General features: G+C 62.6%; 25 protein-coding genes. 11 read left to right on the plus strand and 14 right to left on the minus strand.

Translation table 11 applies throughout. From position 1 onward, the window contains the following. Positions 1-115 precede the first annotated feature (115 nt). Positions 116-1,174 carry a TauD/TfdA family dioxygenase gene (locus AC1DZU_RS05595; protein ID WP_477282529.1) on the minus strand — a complete coding sequence of 353 codons (1,059 nt, stop codon included), beginning with the start codon at positions 1,172-1,174 and terminating at the stop codon, positions 116-118. A gap of 320 nt (positions 1,175-1,494) precedes the next feature. Between AC1DZU_RS05595 and AC1DZU_RS05600 the strand changes: the two genes are divergently transcribed. From AC1DZU_RS05600 to AC1DZU_RS05610, 3 genes are all read left to right on the plus strand, one after another. Then, entirely contained in the window at positions 1,495-1,788 is a 294-nt protein-coding gene (locus AC1DZU_RS05600) for a GYD domain-containing protein (RefSeq protein ID WP_095091717.1), read from the plus strand. Between the two features lie 104 nt (positions 1,789-1,892). Next, positions 1,893-2,951 (plus strand): DMT family transporter, encoded by a 1,059-nt coding sequence (locus AC1DZU_RS05605; RefSeq protein WP_477282531.1) that lies wholly within the window; start codon positions 1,893-1,895, stop codon positions 2,949-2,951. Positions 2,952-2,991: 40 nt separating this feature from the next. After that, the gene (locus AC1DZU_RS05610; protein ID WP_477282533.1) at positions 2,992-3,384 is read left to right on the plus strand and encodes a thiol-disulfide oxidoreductase DCC family protein; all 393 of its coding nucleotides are present in this window, start codon (positions 2,992-2,994) and stop codon (positions 3,382-3,384) included. A gap of 65 nt (positions 3,385-3,449) precedes the next feature. Here AC1DZU_RS05610 and AC1DZU_RS05615 read toward each other — a convergent pair whose 3' ends face one another. Continuing rightward, positions 3,450-3,707: a DUF2798 domain-containing protein gene (locus AC1DZU_RS05615; protein WP_477282535.1), complete on the minus strand. Its 258-nt coding sequence runs from the start codon at positions 3,705-3,707 to the stop codon at positions 3,450-3,452. A gap of 271 nt (positions 3,708-3,978) precedes the next feature. Between AC1DZU_RS05615 and AC1DZU_RS05620 the strand changes: the two genes are divergently transcribed. Both AC1DZU_RS05620 and AC1DZU_RS05625 read left to right on the plus strand, forming a co-directional pair. Continuing rightward, positions 3,979-4,656, plus strand: a complete 678-nt coding sequence (locus tag AC1DZU_RS05620) for a PadR family transcriptional regulator (protein WP_477282537.1) — start codon at positions 3,979-3,981, stop codon at positions 4,654-4,656. A gap of 228 nt (positions 4,657-4,884) precedes the next feature. Next, positions 4,885-5,181 carry an HlyU family transcriptional regulator gene (locus AC1DZU_RS05625; protein WP_477282539.1) on the plus strand — a complete coding sequence of 99 codons (297 nt, stop codon included), beginning with the start codon at positions 4,885-4,887 and terminating at the stop codon, positions 5,179-5,181. A gap of 61 nt (positions 5,182-5,242) precedes the next feature. Here the strand turns inward: AC1DZU_RS05625 and AC1DZU_RS05630 are convergent, their stop codons facing one another. The 5 genes from AC1DZU_RS05630 to AC1DZU_RS05650 all read right to left on the minus strand — a co-directional run bounded on the left by AC1DZU_RS05630 (position 5,243) and on the right by AC1DZU_RS05650 (position 10,276). After that, positions 5,243-6,037, minus strand: coding sequence for an ATP-binding cassette domain-containing protein (locus tag AC1DZU_RS05630; RefSeq protein WP_477282541.1), 795 nt, complete (start codon positions 6,035-6,037; stop codon positions 5,243-5,245). Beyond that, positions 6,037-7,134, minus strand: coding sequence for an ABC transporter permease (locus tag AC1DZU_RS05635; RefSeq protein WP_477282543.1), 1,098 nt, complete (start codon positions 7,132-7,134; stop codon positions 6,037-6,039). Before AC1DZU_RS05635 ends, AC1DZU_RS05630 begins: the two co-directional genes overlap by 1 nt. A gap of 55 nt (positions 7,135-7,189) precedes the next feature. Further along, positions 7,190-8,146, minus strand: coding sequence for a rhizopine catabolism ABC transporter substrate-binding protein (locus AC1DZU_RS05640; protein WP_477282545.1), 957 nt, complete (start codon positions 8,144-8,146; stop codon positions 7,190-7,192). A 115-nt stretch (positions 8,147-8,261) separates the two neighbouring features. Continuing rightward, positions 8,262-9,161 (minus strand): myo-inosose-2 dehydratase, encoded by a 900-nt coding sequence (gene iolE / locus AC1DZU_RS05645; RefSeq protein WP_477282547.1) that lies wholly within the window; start codon positions 9,159-9,161, stop codon positions 8,262-8,264. Further along, positions 9,158-10,276 (minus strand): Gfo/Idh/MocA family protein, encoded by a 1,119-nt coding sequence (locus tag AC1DZU_RS05650; protein WP_477282549.1) that lies wholly within the window; start codon positions 10,274-10,276, stop codon positions 9,158-9,160. The genes iolE and AC1DZU_RS05650 overlap by 4 nt, the downstream gene beginning before the upstream one ends. Before the next feature lie 98 nt (positions 10,277-10,374). Between AC1DZU_RS05650 and mocR the strand changes: the two genes are divergently transcribed. Further along, positions 10,375-11,826 (plus strand): rhizopine catabolism transcriptional regulator MocR, encoded by a 1,452-nt coding sequence (gene mocR / locus AC1DZU_RS05655; protein WP_477282551.1) that lies wholly within the window; start codon positions 10,375-10,377, stop codon positions 11,824-11,826. 6 nt (positions 11,827-11,832) lie between these two features. On the opposite strand, the gene AC1DZU_RS05660 is transcribed toward mocR, so the two are convergent. Beyond that, positions 11,833-13,035 carry an MFS transporter gene (locus AC1DZU_RS05660; protein ID WP_477282553.1) on the minus strand — a complete coding sequence of 401 codons (1,203 nt, stop codon included), beginning with the start codon at positions 13,033-13,035 and terminating at the stop codon, positions 11,833-11,835. A 244-nt stretch (positions 13,036-13,279) separates the two neighbouring features. Between AC1DZU_RS05660 and AC1DZU_RS05665 the strand changes: the two genes are divergently transcribed. Next, on the plus strand, positions 13,280-14,059 hold the full coding sequence (locus tag AC1DZU_RS05665) for a hypothetical protein (protein WP_477282555.1): 780 nt from the start codon (positions 13,280-13,282) through the stop codon (positions 14,057-14,059). A gap of 99 nt (positions 14,060-14,158) precedes the next feature. Here the strand turns inward: AC1DZU_RS05665 and AC1DZU_RS05670 are convergent, their stop codons facing one another. Then, a complete protein-coding gene (locus AC1DZU_RS05670; protein WP_477282557.1) occupies positions 14,159-14,617 on the minus strand; it encodes an Lrp/AsnC family transcriptional regulator in 459 nt (152 codons plus the stop codon). A gap of 170 nt (positions 14,618-14,787) precedes the next feature. Here AC1DZU_RS05670 and AC1DZU_RS05675 point away from each other — a divergent pair, with 170 nt between their 5' ends. Next, positions 14,788-15,522 carry an AzlC family ABC transporter permease gene (locus tag AC1DZU_RS05675; RefSeq protein ID WP_477282559.1) on the plus strand — a complete coding sequence of 245 codons (735 nt, stop codon included), beginning with the start codon at positions 14,788-14,790 and terminating at the stop codon, positions 15,520-15,522. Next, positions 15,519-15,818, plus strand: coding sequence for an AzlD family protein (locus AC1DZU_RS05680; RefSeq protein WP_477282561.1), 300 nt, complete (start codon positions 15,519-15,521; stop codon positions 15,816-15,818). Before AC1DZU_RS05675 ends, AC1DZU_RS05680 begins: the two co-directional genes overlap by 4 nt. A 62-nt stretch (positions 15,819-15,880) precedes the next feature. On the opposite strand, the gene AC1DZU_RS05685 is transcribed toward AC1DZU_RS05680, so the two are convergent. The 5 genes from AC1DZU_RS05685 to AC1DZU_RS05705 are packed head-to-tail and all read right to left on the minus strand — an operon-like array spanning position 15,881 to position 20,979. Beyond that, positions 15,881-16,939, minus strand: coding sequence for an ABC transporter ATP-binding protein (locus AC1DZU_RS05685; RefSeq protein ID WP_477282563.1), 1,059 nt, complete (start codon positions 16,937-16,939; stop codon positions 15,881-15,883). Between the two features lie 43 nt (positions 16,940-16,982). Beyond that, on the minus strand, positions 16,983-17,915 hold the full coding sequence (kce, locus tag AC1DZU_RS05690) for a 3,5-dioxohexanoate:acetyl-CoA acetone transferase (RefSeq protein ID WP_477282566.1): 933 nt from the start codon (positions 17,913-17,915) through the stop codon (positions 16,983-16,985). A gap of 31 nt (positions 17,916-17,946) precedes the next feature. Next, positions 17,947-18,795: a carbohydrate ABC transporter permease gene (locus AC1DZU_RS05695; protein ID WP_477282568.1), complete on the minus strand. Its 849-nt coding sequence runs from the start codon at positions 18,793-18,795 to the stop codon at positions 17,947-17,949. Beyond that, complete coding sequence (locus AC1DZU_RS05700; protein WP_477282570.1) at positions 18,792-19,727, minus strand: carbohydrate ABC transporter permease; 936 nt, start codon at positions 19,725-19,727, stop codon at positions 18,792-18,794. Before AC1DZU_RS05700 ends, AC1DZU_RS05695 begins: the two co-directional genes overlap by 4 nt. Position 19,728: 1 nt before the next feature. Continuing rightward, entirely contained in the window at positions 19,729-20,979 is a 1,251-nt protein-coding gene (locus tag AC1DZU_RS05705; RefSeq protein WP_477282573.1) for an extracellular solute-binding protein, read from the minus strand. A 149-nt stretch (positions 20,980-21,128) separates the two neighbouring features. On the opposite strand from AC1DZU_RS05705, the gene AC1DZU_RS05710 reads away from it, so the two are divergent. Both AC1DZU_RS05710 and AC1DZU_RS05715 read left to right on the plus strand, forming a co-directional pair. Beyond that, the gene (locus AC1DZU_RS05710; RefSeq protein ID WP_477282575.1) at positions 21,129-22,055 is read left to right on the plus strand and encodes a BadF/BadG/BcrA/BcrD ATPase family protein; all 927 of its coding nucleotides are present in this window, start codon (positions 21,129-21,131) and stop codon (positions 22,053-22,055) included. Next, on the plus strand, positions 22,056-23,078 hold the full coding sequence (locus tag AC1DZU_RS05715; RefSeq protein ID WP_477282577.1) for an SIS domain-containing protein: 1,023 nt from the start codon (positions 22,056-22,058) through the stop codon (positions 23,076-23,078). It abuts the gene before it with no gap. Positions 23,079-23,176 lie beyond the last annotated feature (98 nt).

Raw genomic sequence — 23,176 nt, forward strand, 5'->3', positions numbered from 1 at the left:
AGGGACGGCGTCGTCGCCGGCCAGCGCAATTGACGCCGATACCGATGCCTGCTGCGGTGTGCTCTTCGAAGGGCATCAACGCCGCGAAGGCCTGGGGCGTCCGCCCGTTGTCGATCTACAACAACGGCACGTTCAGGCGCGTCCCCTTGACGATGATGCCGCCCCGGTTGCCGATCTCTATGGAGCCATAACGCTGCCTGAAGCACTCAGCCAGCGTTCGGTCGCCCGGCACCGACAACCACAGCCGCAGCATATGGCGGCGGTTGTCCGGGTCCGGCCAATCGCGAAAGCCCATGCGGTCGTGAAGCAGCGAATGATTGTAGACGAACTGCATGTCGCCGGGCCGCAGCCGCATCGACAGGTTTAGTCTGGGATCATTAGCAAGGCTGTCGAAGAGATCCAGCGCTTCGACATGCGCGGCGCTGAGCCGCATGGCATCCGGAAAGCGTTGCGCGCTGTCGATGTACTGGCGCTGATAGATGCCGGTCAGCAATCCCGCATGCCAGTTGAGGACCGGGATTTCGAAGTAGGGTTTTTCCCCTTCCGGTATCTCGCCGCGCCGGTCGGTGGCGATCGGATCGAACAGCAGGCGGGTGAGATCAGGCCGGCTTTTACGCATCTCGTTGTAGATCGTCACTGTGCTTACTAGCAGGGACTCGCCGCCTTGCATGGCATCGCGCAGGCAGAGCAGCCCAACCGCATCGGCGGAGTCGGTGTGAAACGTCTGACGCTCCGAGGTCTGGTAGATGCGTGTCGTGGCGTCCCTGGCGTCGGCGCCTGTGTCGCGGACATGGCCGAGGATATGGCCCTGGGCATTCTGGGATCGTGCGCTTCCCAGATGCGCGCCAATCCCGCAGAAAATCGTTGCCGCCATTTGCGCGGAGTATCCCTCGACCGGCAAACCGCGAAGCACCTCGAAGCCAATGCCGGCGATCAGTTTTTCGCGAAGGGCGGCAAGATGGCCGGCAAGCCGGGGCAAGGGGAAGTCAGCCTTGGTCAGGTTGCCGATGTCGTGCGAGCGGGCGAGAAAGCCGGTTGCCGCGAACTCCAGTTCCGCGACGTCGCGCGGGTCCAGTTCGACCAGCCAACGCTCAGGATGTTTCGCCATGTCCTCGCCGGTCCATGCGGCAGGACTTTCGATCGATTCCGGCGGCAGGTCGATGGTCTCGCGCATGAAGCTCTCCGGCGGCTGGATCGGTCTCGGTTGCCGGCCGGGGATCTCCGCCAGATCGACGGCCACGACGGAGATTGCCGCAATCAGGCGGGTTTTAAAACCGGCTTTCCCCGGCCGGTGCGCCGACCGTCTTACGGCCGTCGCTTTGCCGCCGTCTTGGGAGGCCCGCCTTCACCCAGCAACAGCGCGTCGGCGCGGTAGTCCTTGCAGGATGTTCGCTGCGGGAGGATAATTTCGCGTCGGATGCATTTTCTGGGCGACAAACCCGGATGCCCGCCCCGGCGAAGCCGCCGTGCTCCGTGGCCCGGAGGGAGGTGTGCATGACAAGCTACATCGTGTTGATGAACTGGACGGAACAGGGCGCCAGAAATGTGCGCGATTCACCGAAGCGACTCGACGCCGCTAGGAAGCAGTTGGGAGACATGGGCGGATCGTTCAAGGCGTTCTACCTGACCATGGGTGAATACGACATGGTGGCCGTGGTTGAAGCGCCCGACGACGCGGTCCTGGCTCGCTTCTCGCTGATGCTGGCGGCGGCCGGCAACATCAGGACGCGGACGCTGAAAGCCTTCCCCGAATTTGCCTACCGCGAGATCATCACCTCGCTCGGGTAGAGCCCTGAGAACAGCGCGGAGGCTGAAGCGCTTCAGGTCCTTGTTTAATGCATGTCGCCCAAATCCGGTGCGCAGTTTTGGGCGACATGCATTAGGATGCGGCCATGTCCGAACCGAATTCACATGCGCATCTGTGGCCCGGCGTGCTGCTAGCTCTTGGCTCCGCCATCCTGTTCGGCGCTGCGCCGCCGCTGTGCAAGCTGCTGCTCGACAGCGTCAATCCCTTCATGCTGGCCGGTCTGCTCTATCTTGGCGCCGGCGCCGGGCTGGCCCTCTATCGTCTGCTGCGCCACACCGGCGATGGCGAGGCGCAGCTGACCGCTGGGGATCTGCCATGGTTGGCGCTGGCGATTGGCGCCGGTGGCGTCTTCGCGCCGGTGTTGCTGATGTTCGGCCTCAGCCTCAACACCGCATCCAGTTCCGCGCTGCTGCTCAATCTCGAAGGGTTGGCGACGATGGCGATCGGCTGGCTCGTCTACCGCGAGAATGTCGACCGGCACCTGCTCCTGGGCGCCTTCGCCATCCTTGCAGGCGCCGTTCTGCTGTCGTGGCAAGGTGAGGGCGTTGCCTTCAACCTTGGTGCCGTGCTCGTCGCCGCGGCGTGCCTGGCGTGGGGGCTGGACAACAATTTTACACGCAAGATCTCGGCCACCGACCCTGTAGTGATCGCCATGCTGAAAGGGCTGGTGGCGGGTGTCGTCAATGTCGGGCTGGCGCTCGCCGGCGGAGCTTCGTTTCCGCCAACGTCGATCGTCGCAGTCACCGCGGCGGTCGGCTTCTTTGTCATCGGGGTCAGCCTGGTGATGTTCATCGTAGCGCTGCGTCATCTCGGCACGGCACGGACAGGGGCGTACTACTCGCTCGCCCCCTTTATCGGCGCACTGCTGGCAATCGCCATCCTGGGTGACGCCGTCACGCTCAAGCTGGCGGTCGCCGGGCTTCTGATGGGCTTCGGCCTCTGGCTGCATCTGTCGGAACGCCATGAACACGAGCACGACCACGAGGAACTGGAACACCAGCACAGCCATGTGCATGACGAGCACCACCAGCACCATCATGACGGACCGGTGAGCGAGCCGCATTCGCACTGGCACCGGCATGCGCCCATGCGCCACAGGCATCCGCATTATCCCGATCTGCACCACAGGCATGGCCACGGCTGAGCATGATCCCACGATGCAGGTGCCGGTTTTTGGAAGATTCATGCCCGAGCAACGGACCAAGCCCTTGCTGACCGTCTGGTACAACACACGCTGCCCGGTTTGCGATGCCGGCATCAGCCGCCAAAAACGGCGGCTGATCGAAGCGGTCAAGGCCGGACGGATCGCGTTTCGCGACATCAACCTTGAACCGTCGGCACTTGCCGGATTTGGCGCGTCCCTGGAGCATATCCGCCGCCGGCTGCACGCCACCGACGCCGACGGCCGACTGCTTGTTGGCGCCGATGTCGCGATTGCCGTGTGGCTGATAACGCCGGGCGAGGGCTGGCTGGCGACGGTTTTCGGCAATCCGGTCGCTTTGCCGCTGACGCGGCTTGCCTATGATCGGTTCGCCGACCTGCTCTACGCCTGGAACCTGCGCAAGGGCCGCTGGTAGCGGTTCCTCGTCGGTGACCGGGCGAAAGAGGTCCGGAACCATTTTCGGACCTCCTCTGCCGGGCCTTATCGGCCGGCCGGCTCGCAGAGCGCTCCGACGATGCGGCGCACCACAGGCAGTACCAGCAGCAGCGTTGGAAACGCCACCAGCCAGGACAGACCCCAGGCGGTCATCCAGATGGACGGCAGGCTGGGATGGAAACCAAGGCTTTTCAGCGTCGAGATGAACGAGACGATGAAGGTCATCAACAGCGACAGCACCAGCGGGCTGACGATGGCAGCATAGCGGGCAGGCAGCTTCCTGCGCCGATGTCTTGCAGTCATTTTGGAGGTTCCCTGAAGTGTCCGGTCCGTCGCATTTGGCATCCATTCGCCGGTTATCGGCGCAATTGCCCGGAAAGACCGGGGTTGGATGCGTTGCTTGACGTCAGACGCTTACGGAGCAGCCAAGGCGCTCGCGGGTCTTCTAGCGGCACGCTCCGGCAAAAGCAAGCCTCTGGAGCCGCATTCAGATACATCGTAAGATATATCTTGACTTCAGCGATTGGTGTGCCTAACTAAGATATATCGTAAGATAGAACTCAAGGAGCAATCAATGCACAAGCAATTCGGGCACAATTATTTCGGCGAGCGCATATTCATGCATATGGGCGGCAAGTTCGGCGGCCGTGGCGGCGGCTTTGGCCCGTTCGGCCATGGCGGTCGTGGCGGCGGACGCGGCGGGCCGGGCGACATGTTCCGCGCCGGGCGCATGCTGGCCGACGGCGATCTCAAGCTGATCACGCTGTCGCTGCTGGCCGAGGCACCGCGCCACGGCTACGACATCATCAAGGCACTGGAAGAGCGCACCAGCGGCATCTACAGCCCGAGCCCGGGCGTGGTCTACCCGACGCTGACTTTCCTGGAAGAGGCCGGCTATGCCGCCTCCGCCGCAGACGGCAACAAGAAGGTGTTTTCGATCACCGAGGCCGGGCAGGCGCATCTCAACGACAACCGCGAGATGATCGACGGCGTGCTCGACCACCTCGAGCGCTTCGGCCGCAAGATGGCCAAGGCGCGCGACTGGTTCGGCTGGAACGACGAGCGCGAAGAGGGCGGGCGTCGCGGCGGTCGTGGTGGCCGCTCGGAAGCGCGCGACGAATTCCGCGCCGTGCGTCACCGGCTGCGTGCTGCTCTCGGCGATTTCGTCGATGCCCCGGCTGACAAGCAGGCCGAGGCGATCGCCATTCTCGAAGGTGCCGCCGAGGCGCTGGAAGCGCTGTCGCGCGGCTGAGGCCGCCCGGTCCAGTACAGCCAAAAGCCAGAACAGACAAAAGCCCGGGAGACCCCGGGCTTTTTGTCATTTCGATCGACGGGCCGGCGGCAGGCCGACGAGCTGCTAGCCGACGTCTTCATCAGGGGGCTGGAATGCGGCGGCACATTCGCGCATGCTGGAACGACAGCGTCGTGAATCGCGAGCAGGGCAGGCCGCGATTGCAGGGCGAACAGGGAGATTTGAGCGATGTCTTTTCTAAAGCGTCTTTTCGGCGGCGGTGGCGGTGCCGAGGCGGGCGAGCCGAAGAGTGCAGCGCCGGCCAAGCAGGTCGAACACAAGGGGTTCCTGATCAGCGCCACGCCTTACAAGGCCGAAGGCCAGTACCAGACCTGCGGCGTCGTCTCCAAGGAGATCGATGGTGTCGTCAAGGAGCACAAATTCATCCGCGCCGACCGCTTCGCCGGGCTCGACGACGCCGTCGACATCTCGATCAAGAAGGGCATCCAGCTGGTCGACGAGCAGGGCGAGCGGATCTTCGGGTAGGGATGGGCTGGTCGAGGCGACGATCGTCGGCTTTGCGCCACCTGTTTGACCTTTGCTCCCCTTACGCGTGGCTGCCTTTGACCGCTCTATTCAGTTCTTGTTCCAGGTCCACCAGTTCCTTGCCGCCGGCCATCAGATTGAGCAACTGATCGCGATCGATTTCGCTTTTCAGGTAGGTGCCGGTGCATCTGCCGCGCTTCAACAAGGTAAAGCGGTCGCCGACCACATAAGCGTGATGAACGTTGTGGGAAATGAAGATGACGCCGATGCCGCGCGCCTTGGACTGGACGATGAGCTTCAGGACCACGGATGCCTGATGGACCCCCAGCGCTGAAGTCGGCTCATCCAGGATCAGCACCTTGGCGCCGAAATAAACGGCGCGCGCGATGGCCAGGCACTGCCGTTCCCCGCCCGAAAGCGTGCCAACGGGCTGTTCCGGATCGCGCAGCTGGATGCCCATCGCCGACAATTCGTCATACGCGGTTCGGTTGGCGAACTCGGCGTCAAACTGGCTGATCGGGCCGAACTTGCGCATCGGCTCGCGCCCGAGAAAAAAGTTTCGCGCCACGCTCATGAGCGGCACCAAAGCCAGGTCCTGATAGACCGTCGCGATGCCGCTGTTGCGGGTATCGGCCGGCGACGCAAACCTTGTCGGCTTGCCCTGGACGCGGATTTCACCCTCGTCGGGTGCGTAGACGCCGGACAGTGTCTTGATCAGCGTCGACTTGCCCGCGCCGTTGTCGCCGAGCAGGCAATGGACTTCGCCCGGACATACGTCGAACGACACATCCTTCAGCGCAACGACCGATCCGAAATACTTGCTGACCGACTTCAGTTCGACATAGGGCTCGGCCATCACCGGCTCCTCATGGCGCGGTTGCGCACATAGCTGTTGAACAGCACGGCGATGACCATCATGGCGCCCATGAACAGCTTGAACCAGTCCGTGTCTATGCCGGTGTAGAAGATGCCCATCTGCACCACGCCGAAGATCAATGCGCCGAACATGGCGCCGACGGCCGATCCGTAGCCGCCGGTGAGCAGCGTGCCGCCGATGACGACGGCAATAATGGCCTCGAATTCCTTCTGGGTGCCGCGCAGCGTGTCGGCCGAGCCGGTAACCAGGACCTGGATCGCAGCAAAGAGCGCGGCCGCCATGGCCGTCATGACGAACAGCGTGATCTTGGTGCGCGCCACCGGCACACCGAGATTGCGCGCGGCGTTGGCTTCACCGCCCGCGGCGAAGACCCAGTTGCCGAAGCGGCTGCGCGTGAGCAACCAGGTGCAGATCAAGGTCAATACGATCCACCAGACGATCGACACCGGGATGCCGGAGATCGACGGCAGGCCGTCCGCCCGCTTGCCGACCAGGCCGATGTCCGAAAGCCACGCGATCAGGCCGGAAAACACCTGACCTGAAAACAGGCTGTTGAGAGGATCGTTCAACGCCAGTTCATGAACGCCGGATACCTGGGTCCGCCCGGATATGCCGCGCGTGAGACCGAGCGTCAGGCCGCGCAGCATGAACAGGCTTCCGAGCGTCACGATGAAGGAGGGCAGTCCGGTCCTGACGACGGCAAGCCCGTTGAGCGCGCCGATACCGCCGCAAACAGCGAAGGAAAACAGCAGCGAAAGCCAGATGGGCCAGCCCCAGAACACGGAGGGGATCGCGATCAGGATCCCGGCAAACCCAATCATAGACCCAACCGACAGGTCGAACTCGCCTGCGATCATCAACAGCGCCACGGGTGCGGCGAGAATGCCAAGCTGGGCCGAGACCTCGAGGAAATTGATGATCCCCTTGGCACTGAAAAGTCCTGTATTTCCCGCCGTGATGGCGAAGAACACAAAGACCAGAACGGTCCCGGCCGCCGCGCCAAGTTCCGGCCTGCTCAACAGGCGGCTCAGGCGGGAGACGGACCGGATCCGCTCGTCGCGAACCTCTGCAGCCATGGGTGCGTTGCCTTCATCAGTGAGAGCGGCCGGGCCGAGGCCCGGCCGCCAGCGGTTAACGCTTGCCCTGTTTTGCCAGATCGATGACCGAGGCGGCAGTATCCTTGGTGACGAAACCAGGGCCCGTCGGATAGTCGGCGATCGGCATGATCTTGTATTTCTTCCAAAGGTCGAACATCGCGACCGGGATATAGCCCATGGCATATTGCTGGGCGTCGATGCCCCACTCCATCTTGCCGGCAACAACGGCCTGCAGGATCGTGGGAGACAGATCGAACGTGCCGGTTTTCACCTTGCCCGCGAGGCCCATTTCATCAAGCGCGGCCAGCGTTGGTTCGGCACCGCTGGCGCCGACAGCGAGAATGAACTGCGTATCGGCATGGGCGGTCATATAGGCGATCATGCGGTTCTTCATTTCAGTCGGGTCGATGACGCCGTTCATCACCGGAACATCGACGCCCAGCCCCTTGGCAAAGCCCGCGCAGCGATCGTCAAGGCTGGAATTGCCCACCTCGTGATTGGCGCAGACCGCCTTGGTGAGGCCGAGCGCCTTGATGCGCTCGCCGGCCATGACGCCCGCCTGAAATTCGTCCTGTCCCATGAACAGCAGGCCGCCAAGATCATGGGTCAGCTTCGAGCCGCCGGAATCGATGACGATGACCGGGATGCCGGCGGCAACGGCATTCTTGACCGGACCTGAAAGGGCCGCGGCGTCAGGGATCGAAACAACCATCCCATCGGGCTTCGACGCTGTAATGGCGTCGATCATCTGCGCCATCTTGGCCATGTCGAATGTTTCGGGCGCAAGATATTCGGCCTTGACGCCAAGGGTCTTGGCCGCATCGTCCATGCCGTTCTTCACGACCGACCAATAGGGGTCGCCGCTCTGGCCATGGGTTACAAACACCACGTGCGTATCATCGGCGGCCGCAAGGTTGGTGGCCGCCGCCATCATTGTAGCGCCGGCCAGCAGGCCGAGCGCAGGCTTTATCAATTTCGCAAGCGAAAACATAACAACCTCCTGTTTTGTTTTCCGCCGCCGCAGTTACGGTCGGCAGTCCAGTTGCCCCTTTATTCCAGTTTCATTCATCAGCACTGGTCCCATGGAGGCCGCATGGCGGCCGCGATTATTCCGTGACGGTAAATCCGGCTTCCCCGGCCATGCGCGACAAATTCTGGAATCCCATTGTCGCATAGGTCAGCGGGTTGGCCTTGCTGGGATCCTGCTCGGCCTCGACGACCAGCCAGCCGCTGTAGCCGTTGTCGGCAAGCACGCGCAAAATCGAGGAATAATCGATGAACCCATCGCCGGGAACGGTGAATATCCCGTCCATCACCGCCCCCATGAAACTCATGTCTTGCGCGCGGGCCCGATCAAGCACGGCCTTGCGCGCGTCCTTGCAATGCACGTGCACGACGCGCTTGACGTGCGCCCTGATCAAAGCCAGCGGGTCGCCGCCCGAAAATGTCGAATGGCCGGTGTCGTAGAGCAGGCCGACCGCCTCGCCGGTATGCCGCATCAGCAGGGCCACCTCGGCATCGGTCTCGACGATGGTCCCCATGTGATGGTGAAAGGCCATGCGCACGCCGAAATCCGCCATCCGTTCGGCCAGCGTGGTCAGTTTGCGGCCGTAGGTCGGCCATTCCTGCGGGTTCAGTGCCGGGCGTTGCGAGATCGGCCCCCAGATGGCGTCATGGCGTCCGCGCGAGGTGTCGGCATAGACGACATGCGCCGCGCCCATATCCTTCAACAGCTGGAGATGCGGCATGATCGCATCCATTTCCGCGCTGACTTCCTTCTCGTCGCAGCGGCCATCATACCAGCCGGAAATCACGGCAAGGCCATATCGCTCCATGATCGGCTTCAGCTCGGCCGACCGGCGCGGGAACTTGCCGCCAAGTTCAGTGCCGGAATAGCCGGCCTGTTTGGTCTCGCTGAGACAGACCTCAAGTGGCGTATCGCCGCCGAGTTCCGGCACGTCATCATTGCTCCAGGTGATCGGGTTTATGCCGATGCGAACCGTCACGGGCGAGCTCCTGATTGCTTGAGCTGGGCAAGGTGGCGCCGGGTGAGGCCGGCCAGCAGCGTCATGTCGCGACGCGCCTGCTCGGCGGTGTTGCGCACCGGCGTGCCTTCGACGATCGCCGACCAGAAACCCTTCAACTCCTCGACAAACGCCTCTTCGTATCCGCTGCGGATATCGCGGCTGGATAGCGTGTGGCCGTCGCTGGTGCGCAGGATCAGCCGTGTCGGTTGGTGGTTGAGATAGGGCGATGGGAATTCCAGTTCGAGCGAGGCTTGGTCGAAGTAGAGCGTTATGCGCTCGCGGTAGTCGGCGAGCCCAGGTACGGCCAGATGCACCATGTTCCACAGCGCCTGGCCACCGAGCAGCCGCACGGCGCCCTGGCCGCCTTCACCCCTGGCAAAAAGCGAGGCGCCGACAATGTCGCCATCTGTGACGCCGAGCGCATCGAGCAGCCCGTGCACGGCGTTCACGTCGTGCACGATCGCTGAACAATAGGCCCCGACAAAACCACGAAAGGCGTCGGGATCATCCAGTCCAGGCACCGCTCGATCCACCTGCTCGCGCTGCCTGGCTTCGGTCGAGGCAACCAAATCCACCGCGACGTCGTCACCCCGGCACGTGGAATGGTGCCGCACGAACGGCCACGCGTCGGGATCGTTGACCTCGACCGAAATGTAGCGAAGCGTCCGCGCCGTGCCCGGCAGCATCTTCAGCGCCGCCTCGTAGCTCGGATCGAAACGCTTCATGTAGCCGACCTGAAGCACCTTGCCGGCGCGATCCCTGGCGGCGATCAGGTCGTCGATGTCCCCGGCGCTGTAGCAAAGTGGCTTTTCGCAGAAGACGTGCAGCCCCCTGGCGAAGGCGGCGAGAGCCTGTTCCCAGTGCAAGGCATCGGGGGAGGCTATGACCACGGCGTCAAGCGGCATCGCAAGAAGTCCGTCGAGATCGGCGAATGTAGCGAGGCCGAATTCCTCGCCGACAAAGGCGCGGGTTTTGCGCGAAGGATCATAGACGCCGAGGATCCTGAACTGCCGGTGCAATTTGAGCAGATTCGGGATGTGCTCGACCTGGGCGACGCCACCCGCACCGATCACTCCCACCCTTATGCACTGCATCGGCCAGTCCCACCTGAACCTGAACGCATTTTTCTTGAGCGTAGGACTGCTTTGGTTCCATTGTTAGAGCCAGTTTGCATTGATTTTTCGGAACCACGATGAAGACGAGTTTTCCAATCGACGGCGTCGCACTGGATCGCGGCAGTTCCGCCAACCTGCACCGGCAGCTCTATGTCCAGTTGCGCGGTCTGATCGAGCGGCGCGTGCTGCCGAGCGGCCACGCGCTGCCCTCGACACGGGTCATGGCGCGGGATCTGCAGGTGGGTCGCAACACGGTGATTGCCGCTTGCGACCAGCTCGCGCTGGAGGGCTATCTGGCCATACGGCCCCGCCGGCCTTCGGTGGTCATGGATCTGCCGACCCGATCGACCACGGCGGAACATGTGTCGGCAGATGACGAGAATCCCATATCATTGCGCGGGCAGGCCATGCTCGCCCAACCCTATCATCACGGCCGACCCGGCATGCTCGCATTTCATCCCGGCATGCCGGACCCGGATAATTTTCCGTTCAACACTTGGTCGAAACTCCTCAGCCGCCGCGCAAAATTTGCGCATATCGACCTTTTCGGGACCTATCACGTCAAAGGCTATCCACCTCTTTGCGAGGCTATCGCTCGCTATCTCACCGCATCACGGGGCGTTCAGTGCGCCGCCGAGCAGATCGTCGTGACCAATGGCGCGCAGTCGGCGTTCGATCTCCTGGCCCGGCTGCTGATCGATGAAGGCGACACGGTGTGGATGGAGGAGCCGGGATACTACGGGGCGGGTTCGGCTTTCGTCTCGGCTGGGGCGAAACTGGCGCCGCTGCGCGTGGGCAATGCAGGCTGGAACCTCGATCCACCGCCTGTCATTCCGCGCATGATTTTCGTGACGCCCTCCTGCCATCATCCGCTCGGCATAACCATGCCCATGGAACAGCGGCTCAATCTCCTGCACATGGCTGAGACCTGGCGGTCATGGATCATCGAGGACGACTACGATGGCGAATACCGTTTTCAAGGGCAGCCTATACCGGCGCTGCAGGGCATCGGCGCGTCAAACCGCGTGGTCTATGTCGGTACCTTCGCGAAGATCCTGTTTCCGGCCATGCGCCTCGGCTTTCTGGTGGCGCCTAAGGCGATAGACCACACGATCGTCTCGGCGCTGAGCGTGACCGGCCAGTTCGCTCCATTGCTTGCCCAGGCAGCGCTGGCGGACTTCATGAACGAGGGGCACTTTACTCGTCATCTCCGGCGCATGCGACGCCTCTACGCGGAAAGGCGGCAGTTCTTCCTGGACAGGGCTCAAAGGCATCTTGGAGAATGGCTGGATTTCCATTCCACCGAATCCGGCATCCAGGTTGTTGGCATTTTCCGCCAGAGATGTAACGACGCGGCGATTGCCGAGGCGTTGCTCCAACAGGGGATCAACGTCTCGGCTCTATCGATTCAGTACCGTCACGGCTCGGAACAAAACGGGCTTGTCATGGGCTTTGCGGCTGCCGATGCGCAGACAACCGAAAAGACGATGCAAAAATTTCGAGCCGTGTTGAAAGCCCATTTCGGCTAGACCAGATCACGCCGTCTGCAACTCCCGGCGCGGCAGCGGCGGGAAGGCGATCGCGATGCCGACCGCGCCAAGGCCGATGATGGCCGAGCCGATGAACAGCCAGGAATAGTTGGCGTAGGCATCGAACACTATGCCGCCGGCCAGCGGACCGAGCGCCATGCCGAGGCTGGACAGCATGGTTGCGGCCCCGAACACGGTGCCTAGGATGCGCTGGCCAAAATACTCGCGCGCCAGCACCGCATAGAGCGGCATCACGCCGCCATAGGTGGCGCCGAAGATGACGGCCAGCATGTAGAACTGCTCGAGCTGGCTGATGCTGAGATAGGCGGCAATGACGATCGCCTGGATCGCCAGGCCCGCGATCAGCACCGGCTTGACGCCAAGCCGATCGGCAAGCACGCCATAGAGAAGCCGCCCGCCAAGCCCAGCCAGGCCCTCGACGCTGTAGATCGAGACCGCCGCCATTGGTGCGACACCGCACAGCATGGCATAGCTGACCATATGGAAGATCGGTCCGGAATGGGCAGCACAGCAGGCAAAGAAGGTCAGCCCGAGCACGATGAATTGCGGTGAGCGCAGCGCCTGGCCGGCCGTCAGGCCGGCGCCCTCGGCAACCGGTGCGGAACCGATGTCGGCCACGGCTGGCTTCGGCGGCTGGCGGACCAGCAGCACGGCAGGCAGCAGCAGCACCCATGCGGTAATGCCGATGTCGAACATGGCGGCGCGCCATTCATAGGCCGAGATCAGCCAGCGAGCGAAGGGCGAGATCGTCATCGGTGCCACGCCCATGCCGGCCGAGACCAGCGACACCGCAAGGCTGCGGTTGGTCTCGAACCAGCCTGATGTCAGCGCGATCATCGGTGCGAAGAAGGCGCTGGCCGCGAGGCCGACCAGCACACCATAGGTGATCTGGAAGCTCAGCAGCGAGCCGGCGCGGCTGGCCAGCACCAGTGCCAGCCCAAGCAGCACCGCGCCGATCGTCACGACGATGCGAGCGCCAAAACGGTCGGACAGGGCGCCCCAGGCGAAGCCGCCAAGGCCCATCACCAGGAAGTTGAGGGTCATGGCGCTCGAAATGCCGGCGCGCGACCAATTGGTGTCGATCGCCATCGGTTCGAGGAAGATCGCCAGCGAAAACATCGTGCCGATGGCGACACAGGACATCAGCGCGCCAGCCGCGACGATGACCCAACGATAGGAATGGTTCATATTCTTTCTCCCATGCCAGAGGGCAGCGCTACGCGCTGCCTGCAGCCGAAGGACGCTGGCTCTGAGGCCGATCCTACAATTCCGGTTGCGTTTTTTATCCAGTCTGAAATAACGCCGTTTTCCCGGCCACAACACGCGGCTTCCCGCGGGCGTTTGTCATGATCGTGTGGCATCGGCGGCCTTGCCGCGGTATTCGATGTGATCTTTCTTCAAGGCGGCCGGACGAGGCCATTACATCCATTTCATGATACTGGTCTTCAAGCTTCTCAGCACGCCACTCCTGATTCTCTGTCTCACATTGCTAAGCCGGCGTTTCGGGCCGGCGGTGGGCGGGCTGCTGATGGGGATTCCATTGGTGACTGGCCCCGTATCGGTCTTCACCGCATTGGAAAATAGCGCGGCGTTCGCCCAACACGCGGCGGTGGGCAATCTGGTGGGCCAGGTCTCGACGTGCATCTTCTGCTTCGTCTACGCCCGCGCTGCCAGGCACTTCAACTGCTGGGTCAGCATGATCGCCGGGGTCGCCGCCTTCTTTCTCGCCACCTTTATCTGGAACCTGTCCACCTGGACATTCGCGCAGGCCATTGGGCTGCTTCTGGTGACGTTGTTCTTCCTGTCCTTCCTCACCAAGCCGGTGAATATGGAAGCGATTGCCAGGATAGCGCCGAGATGGGACCTTCCCGCCAGGATGGTCGTTTCGACAGGCTTCGTCTTTCTGATCACCCTGTCGACCAGATACCTCGGGCCGCAACTCAGCGGGCTTGTCGCGCCGTTTCCCGTATTCGTTCTTGTCCTGGCGATGTTCACTCATCATCAGCGGGGAGCGCCCGCAGCGGCTAATCTGTTGCGTGGCGTTATCGTCGGGTCGTTCTCTTTTGCGGCCTTCTTCACGGTCGTGGCTTTGGCGCTGTCCGACCACTGGCTGCCTTTTGCATACGTCTTCGCTACGCTATCGAGCATGGCAACCACCAGTGCGATCTATTTCTGCACAAGGGCCACGCCATTTGTCGGGACCACTCCTTGATTGGTCCGGCTGCCGTCGCCCGCTCAACCTGATCATCCCGCACGAGGATAGTTCGCCGTTAAAGCAGAAAGGCAGGCGCCGAAGCGCATGTGCCATGCGTCAGAGCGGCAGTTCGGACGTGTATTTGATCGTCTGGCTGGGGACGTCGGTCTTGACGTTTTGCACACCCTTGATGCGGCTCAGATGCTCCGACTGGAAGCGGCGGTAGTCGTCGATGCCGGCCGCCACCACGCGCACCAGGGCATCGCAATCGCCGAGCATCAGATAGCATTCCATCACCTGTGGCAGCTTGGCCACTTCGGTGGCGAAATGCTCGATCGCGTCCTCGTCCTGCTGCTTCAGCCAGATGCGGGTGAAGAAGGTCAGGCCCTTGCCGATGCTGGCCGGGTTGAGCACGGCGACATAGCGGTCGATGACGCCGGCCTCCTCCAGCAGCTTCACGCGCCGCAGGCAAGGCGATGGCGACAGGCCAACCTCGTTGGCCAGATCATTGTTGGCCATACGGCCATCGCGTTGCAGTGCCCGCAGGATGCGCTTGTCGATCTCATCAAGCTTCATGGCTACGGATTCCATTTTCTTGGCGGTTTGTGACACTCAATGCCAAAATTGGACGAAATACAACAATCTTCGCAACCAAATTGCTGGACGGTATCGGTATATTTGCCGCCGACATCACTGATTTCAAATGCAACGGAAGCGGCGGCCGCGAGGCCGACCGATGGCAAAGCATGAGCATTTCACAGGCAGTCGAGGCGGCAGGCGACGGTTCGACGTCCGAATTCCGCCGTGGCGTGGCGTCATGCGCGCCGGTGCTGTTCGGCACCATCCCCTATGCGCTGGTACTCGGCGCCCAGGCCACCCAGAAAGGCTTGAGTGTCGTCGAGCTCTCGGCAATGACAGGGCTGAATTTCGCCGGCGGCTCGGAATTCGCGGCGATCCAACTGTGGACGTCACCGCCGCACATCGTGCTCATCGTCGCCATCACCTTCCTGGTCAACAGCCGGCACCTGCTGATGGGGGCGGCATTGGCGCCGTTCCTGCGTCACCTGCCGCGGCGCAAGATGTTTCCGGCGCTGTTCTTCCTATGCGACGAAAGCTGGGCGCTCGGGCTTGCCGACGCCAGGCAGCGTGCCGCGACTGGTATCACGCCAGCCTTCAGCCCTCGCTACTATATGGGTGCGGCACTGGCGATGTATCTCACCTGGGTGGCCTTCACCACGCTAGGTGCCTTGCTCGGCCCGATGTTGGGCCATGTCGAGACCTATGGTTTCGACATGGCGTTCCCGGCCGTCTTCCTGGTGTTGATGCGCGGCATGTGGAAGGGCGTGGCCGCCGCACGGCCCTGGCTGGTCAGCCTGGTCGTCGCGGCGCTGACCTATCACATGGTTCCTGGTGGCTGGTATGTCGCGGCGGGCGCCGTGTCGGGGCTGGTCTCAGCCTGGTTCTTCTGGAGAGAAGCATGATCGACGCGACGACCCTCTTCACCATCGTGCTGATGGCGGGTATCACCTATCTGACCCGGATAGGCGGCTATCTCGTGCTGCGCAACCGCACGCTCAGCGCCCGTGCCACGGCCGTGATGGAGGCGGCGCCCGGCTGCGTGCTGATCTCGGTGATCGCACCGGCCTTCGTGTCGAGGAACCCGGCTGACCTTCTGGCGTTGGCAATCACTTTTGTCGCGGCAACACGGTTCTCCATGCTGCCGACCGTGCTGATCGGGGTCGCCTCTGCGGGCATTCTGAGGCATCTGATCGGCTAGGACAAAAAGAGCAGGCGCCGGCGCCTGCTTTTTCTCATCGGTGGCTATCTAGCCGCCGCGATCTATTGGATCGCGGACGTGATGCGCCGACCCTCGGCGTTGAACAGATGGAGCTGTGTCAGGTCCGGCGCCAGGAAGATCTGCTGACCCGGCATCACGCGGATCCGCTCGCGCAGCAGCGAGCTCAGCGTGTTGTTGCCGGCTTTGGCAATGACAAGGGTTTCCGAGCCGGTCGGCTCGACCACTTCGACCACTGCCGGCACGCCGCTGTCGGAAAGCCTGAGATGTTCGGGCCGGATGCCCCAGGCGACGGCGCTTTCGGTCTGTTCCAGCACAGGCAGCGGGAACACGTTGCCGTCGCTGGTGGTGAAGCCGTCGGCGGTGCTGCGCCCTTGCAGGATGTTCATCGCCGGCGAGCCGATGAACTGGGCTACGAACAGATTGGCCGGCCGGTCGTAGAGATCGAGCGGGGCGCCGACCTGTTCGACGATGCCACCATTCATGACGACGATCTTGTCGGCCATGGTCATGGCTTCGACCTGGTCGTGAGTGACATAGACGATGGTGGTTCCCAGACGCTGGTGCAGCGCCTTGATTTCAGTGCGCATCTGCACGCGCAGCTTGGCGTCGAGGTTGGAGAGCGGCTCGTCGAACAGGAAGACCTTCGGCTCGCGCACGATGGCGCGGCCCATGGCGACACGCTGGCGCTGGCCACCGGAAAGCTGGCGCGGATAACGCTCAAGCAGATCCTGCAGTCCCAGGATTGTCGCGGCGCGCGCAATCTTGTCGTCGATCTCGCGCTTGTCTTCCTTCTTCAGCGTCAACGCGAAAGCCATGTTCTCGCGCACGGTCATATGCGGGTAGAGCGCATAGTTCTGGAACACCATGGCGATGTCGCGCGATTTCGGCGCGATGTCATTGATGACCTTGCCTTCGAGCGCGATCTCGCCGGTGCTGATGTCCTCCAGCCCGGCGATCATCCTCAACAAGGTCGACTTGCCGCAACCGGACGGACCGACGAGGGTGACGAATTCGCCCGAAGCGATGTCCACCGACACGCCGTGGATGACCTTCGCCTTGCCATAGGCCTTCTCGACATCGGTGATGGAAAGCGCGCTCATCATGTCATCCTTGGAAAAGACTGGCCTCGGGAAAGAAATCGCCTCAGAAAGAGACCTTGTCGCCGCCCTTGAGTTGCAGGATCCGCCGCGCCTCGTCAGGGGTGGCCACCGAGGCGCCGAGCCCCTCGATGATCTGGCGCACCTTGCGTACTTGCTCGGCGCTGGATTTCGCCAGCTGGCCCTTGCCGATCCACAATGAATCCTCCAACCCGACCCGCACATTGCCGCCCAGCGCAATCGCGTGGGTGGCGATGGGCAACTGGCTGCGCCCGGCGCCCAGGACCGACCAGTGGTAGTCGTTGCCGAACAGGCGGTCGGCGGTGCGTTTCATATGTGCGACATCCTCCGGATGGGTGCCGATGCCGCCGAGGATGCCGAACACGCTCTGGACGAAGAACGGTGCCTTGACCAGGCCGCGCTCGACGAAATGGGCGAGCGTGTAGAGATGGCCGATGTCGTAACACTCGATTTCAAAACGCGTGCCGTTTTCCGCGCAGGTGCGCAGGATGTACTCGATGTCGCCAAAGGTGTTGCGGAAGATACGGTCGCGCGACCCTTCGAGATATGGCCGCTCCCAGTCGTGCTCGAAGGTCTTGAAACGCTCGAGCATGGGATAGAGGCCGAAATTCATCGAGCCCATGTTGAGCGAGGCGACTTCCGGCGCAAAGGTCGCCGCCGGCTTGACCCGTTCCTCGACGCTCATCGTCGCGGCACCGCCGGTGGTGATGTTGATCACGCAGTCCGAGCGCTGCTTGATCACCTGCAAAAAGGGCGCAAAGGCCTCGGTTGACTGGTCGGGACGGCCATCGGCGGGATTGCGCGCATGCAGATGGACGATGGCGGCACCTGCCTCGGCGGCTTCGATCGCGGCCTGGGCGATCTGTCCGGCGCTTACCGGCAGATGCGGCGACATCGACGGCGTATGGATCGAGCCGGTGACGGCGCAGGTGATGATGATCTTGTTCTGGTTGGCCACTTGAAAGGATTCCTAGTTTTTTGACCGCGCCCTATTTGACCGCGCCTTGGGTGATGCCCGAGATGAACTGCTTCGACAGCACGATGTAGACCAAGGTGATGGGCAGTGCCGCCAGCGTCAGTCCGGTGAACAGCACGCCCCAGTCGGTGGTGAACTCGCCGACGAAGACGGTGAGGCCCTGCGGCAGCGTCTTGAGATTATCGGAAGTGATCAGCACCAGCGGGAAGAAGAAATCGTTCCAGATCGGAACTGCGTTCTGGATTGCGACGATGACCAGGGCCGGGCGCGCCAGCGGCAGCATGATCGAGCGCATGATGCGAAATTCACTGGCGCCGTCCATGCGCGCCGATTCTTCCAGTTCGCGCGGCAAGGTCCTGAGGAAGCCGGTCATGATGAACACCGCGGAAGGAATGCCCATGGCGACATAGACCAGCACCAGGCCGGCATAGCTGTCGACCAGCCCCAGCGTGTCCAGCTGGATGAAGAGCGGAATGATCGCCAGTTTCAACGGCACGGTCATGCCGCTCAGGAAAAACATCAGCACCAGCGCGCTCAGCCTGAACTGATAGCGGGCGATCGCGTAGGCGGCCATGGTGCTGAACAAGAGGATCAGCGCCACCGCTGCCGTGGTGATGCCGACCGAATTGGCGAGGTAGCGCACGAAGTTGGTCTCGGTCCACACACGTTCGGCATTGGTCAGCGAAAAGCTCGACGGCATGGCGAAGGGCGAACTGAATATCTCCGCATTGGTCTTAAAGGACGAGATCACCATGACGAACAGCGGATAGATCATGATGACGGCATTGAGCGCCAGCATCAGCTGGATGGCGCCGTTCTTCAACAACTCGCCACGGTCCCGGCTGCCGGCTGTTGCGCTCACAGTTCGATCTCACGACGGCGCAGGTAGCGAAGCGCGATTGCGGTCACGCTGGCAACGATGATGAACATCATCACGGCCAGTGCGCTGCCCTGGCCGAAATCCTGGATGCCAGTCGTCGTACTGCCGAAGGCGGTGCGGTAGAAATAGAGGCCGAGCACGTCGGTGGCGCCGCCGGGTGAGCCGGTAAGGCCAGCCATGACATAGGGGATTTCGAACCAGTTGAAGCTGCCGATGAAGGTCAGGATGGTAACAATGGTGACGCTCGGCGCAATCAGCGGCCAGATGATCCGGGTCATCAGCACATAGTCGCCGGCGCCATCGAGACGGGCGGCCTCGATCACTTCCTTGCTAACGCGCTGCATGCCGGCCAGCAGCACCAATGTCGGGAAGCCGAGCCAGTGCCAGATGTTGGCGAACAGGATGCTGCCCAGCGCGGTCGATTCATTGCCAAGCCACGGGATGGCGCCGATGCCGACAAGCGCTAGCGTCTGGTTCACCAGCCCGAACAGCGGATGCAGGAACAGTTTCCAGAGGAAGCCGACGATCACCGCCGACAGCACGACTGGAAGAAAGACGATAACCTGGTGGATGCGATGGCCGGGCAGCGCCTTCAGCAATGCGTAGGCGAGCAGGAAGGCGGTGCCATTCTCGAACACCATCAGCGCCACGAAGGCGATAATGTTGTGCTTCAGGGCATTGTAGGTCCAGTCGCTGTACGGCGTCTCGAACAACACCTTGCGGAAGTTCTCGAAGCCGACGAAGCCGGTGGGCTGCAAGCCGTTGAACTCATAGAAGGCAAGGCCGAAGGCCGAGAGCAGTGGCCAGAGCACGAACAGCACCATGACCACCAGGGCCGGTGTCAGCAGGGATGCAATCCAGAGTGACCGGCGCCACGGGAAGGCTTTTGCAGTGTGGCGCCGGCCGTTGTTCATTTCACTTGCCCTGGAAAGGCTTGTACCACTTGGCGAGCCCGTTGGTCAGGTCGGCGGCCAACTGGTCAGGGGTGATCGAACCCGACATCATCTTGGTGATGTCGCCCTGCAGCAGCTCTGATCCCGTCGGCTTCTCGAAACGGAAGTAGACGACATTGATATGCGGCATGGCCGTTTCGTTCAACTTGGCGACGTGGGCGAGCAGTTCGTCCTTGATGACGACGCCTTTGATGGGCGAGATGTTGCCGAGCAAGGCCGAGAACTTGTCGCCGAACTCCTTGGTGCCCATCCAGTTGACCAGCTTGAGCGCGGCCTCCTTGTTGGCCGACTTGGCGTTGACGGCATAACCGCCGTCGAAGAATTTGGTCACTTGCGGCGTGTCGCCGGCCTTGGCCATTGGCGGCGCAACGAAGTCCATGTTTATCGCCGGGTTCTGGGTCCGGTAGGTGGCGATGTCGAAGCTGCCGCCGGCCAGCATTGCCCCCTTGCCGCTGATGAACAGCTGGCCGGCGGTCTCATAGTCTATGCCTTCGAAACCGGGAGGCATGCAGTCGCGCAGTTCGAGCAGCTTGCCGAGTGCAGCGACATAGCGCGGGTCCTTGAAGGTGGTCTTGCCCGACGTCAGGTCGCTGACAAAGTCCTGGCCGAGGAACGGGTTGGTGAAGATGGCCACGAACATCTCATTGAACCAGCTTGTGCCCATGCCGTTGGCCAGGGGATAAATGCCCTTTTCCTTGAGCGCCTTGCTGACGGTGATGAACTCGTCCCATGTGGTCGGCGGGGTCAGCCCGGCCTTGGCGAAGACATCCTTGTTGATGAACAGACCGAGCGTCTGCGAGGCGAAGGGCAGGGAATAGACCTTCTTGTCGGCGCGGTAGGTGCCGGCCACCAGCGCATCGGCGGGCTGGTTGGCGAGCGAGGGCACGGTGGTCATGTCCTGCGGCTCGAAATAGCCGGCCTTCACGAACTGCTCCAGCCAGCCATAAGCGTGGGTGTGGATGACGTCACCGCCCTTGCCGGCGGCCAGCGCCGTCGAGACGATCGTCGGATAGTTCTCGTCCGGGAAGGACTCGAACTTCACATGGATGTCCGGGTTGGCCTTGGTGAAATCGGCGAAAAGTTCGTTGTAGGCGGCCTTGTCTTCCTGGCGCCAGGTCCAGAACGAGATGTCGGTAGCATGCGCCACGCTTGCTGCGAGTCCCCATGCGAAAGACGCGGCCGCGAGGGCCAGGCCAATCCTTCTCCTGCTCATGTTGCAATCTCCCAATGCGCTTGATGCGCTTTTTACGACGATTATCAAATCATAGTTCTTGCCGTCTGGAAAGATAGTTTGTAAAGTTTCCTAACTAATATGGAATGGACGCGGCAACCCGCTTCGTCCGGCTTGTGCGGTGGATGTCGTTGACCCAGAAAATGATTGCAGGCGTGGATATCGGCGGCACCAAGACGCGCATCATGGTGTGCCTGGGCGAACGTACGATCGCCGACGAGGTGCTGGTGACCGAGAACTGGCGCATCCGGGAGATGGAGGCCGATGCCACGAAGCTGGCCGGCATCGTCGTCAATCTGTGTGGCGGCATGGCGCCCGCTGCCCTGGCGGTCGGCGCACATGGCTGCGACACGGGTGAACAGTGCCTTCGCTTCCAGGCGCTGCTGGCGGCCAGGACCGGCGGCGCGGTGCAGGTCGTCAACGATGCCGAACTGATGGTGCCGGCCGCTGGCCATGTCGACGGCATCGGCGTCGTCTCGGGCACCGGCTCGATTGCGGTCGCACGCACGGCTGAAGGCAAGATGCTGGCTGCCGGCGGATGGGGCTGGATCCTCGGTGACGAAGGCAGCGCGCCTGCCCTTGTGCGTGAGGCGGCCAAGGCAATCCGCCGCGCGCTCGACCGTGGCGAGGATGGCGGCGACCCGCTGATTGGAGCGCTGATGCGCGAACTTGGTACTGACGACCAGACCAAGCTGGGCATCCTGCTCAACGAAACGCGCGGTGCGGCGGTCTGGGGCCGCCATGCCAATGCCGTGTTCGACGCGGCGATCGCCGGCTCGGCGCTGGCTGTCCGTGTGATCAGGGAAGGCGGGGTAGGGCTTGCCGCGTTGGTCGAACTGCTGATCGAGCGTGGCGCCAATCCGGCCCTTGTCGTGGCCGGCGGTGGCGTCATATCGGAGCAGCCGATGTTGATGACGGCATTTGTCGACGCCATGGCGAAAGTCTCGCCGCCGAGCCAGGTGCTGTTACTACGCGAACCGCCGGTGCTCGGCGGGGTCGCGCTGGCCAGGCGGCTACTTGCCGGCCAAGGTGTGTCCTCACAGATCGGAGCCGTTTGAATGATGAAGCGTATCGGCTACCGCCAGGCGGTGGCGCGCCAGACGGAAAGTCTCGAGATCGGCAGGCGTTCGGTGGCCAGGTCGCTCGATGGTCTCGATGTCGACGTCCTTGCCGGCAAGGCGATCGGGCTTGCCGGCATCGGCGCCAGCTATCAGGCCGCCCTTGCCGGGGCGCATTACCTGCGCGCGTGCGGCTTGCGGGCCTTCGCTTACACGCCGACCGATCTCTATGGCCGGACGGATGCCGCCGCGGATGCCTTCATCGCACTTTCGGCCTCGGGGCAGAGCCGGGAAATCTCCGACGTCATGCACGAGGCGTCGGAGGCACCGCGGCTGGCCGTGTGCCGAGGCAGCGCCAATCCGCTGGCCGATCTGACCGGCGCCGTGCTTGCCACGGATTCGGGAGCCGACAATGGCGCGAGTTCGACCGGCTACACCGGCACCTTGCTGGCGCTTGGCATGCTGATCGACAGGCTTGCCGGCAACAGCTTCGACTGGGCGCTTTTGCCAAGCGCGGTCGCCACGGTTCTTTCCGGCGCCGAGCAGGTGGCCGGACAGGCGGCACGGCTGCTGCAGGGCAGGGCATCCATCGATATCGTCGGCGCAGGTGTCAGCTTCGCCAATGCTGGCGAGGCGGCGATGCTGATCCGTGAGGCGGTTCGGGTACCCGCATCCGGATGGGACACGCTGAACTACCTGCATGGGCCGATGGAATCGCAGGATGCGGCGACCGGACTGATCGCCATCGGCGACGGCCGCGAGGTCAAGATCGCCATCGATGTCGCCGGGTTCGGCTGCCCTTCGGTGCTGGTGACGCGGCGCACGGATGTCGCTTCTGCCGATAGGCTGGTGGTGATCTCCATTCCCGCCCTCGGCAACGCCGTCGCCGACGCCATCCTGGAGATCATCGCCATCCAGCTTATCGTCGGCGACATGCAGGATGCCGCTGGCCTCACAGATATCGTTTTCCGTTACCGCCAGACCGATATCAAGCTGAAGCCTTGGTCGCCGACCGAAGTCTGACGTATCCGCCAGTTGTCGAGAAAATTGCCAAACCGCCCGGCAATGAGGCATTGAAGAGGTGTGAGTCGCGGCGGTGTTCGCTCTCGCGGACCGGCAAC

The sequence above is a fragment of the Mesorhizobium sp. P2_A12 genome (assembly GCF_056405075.1).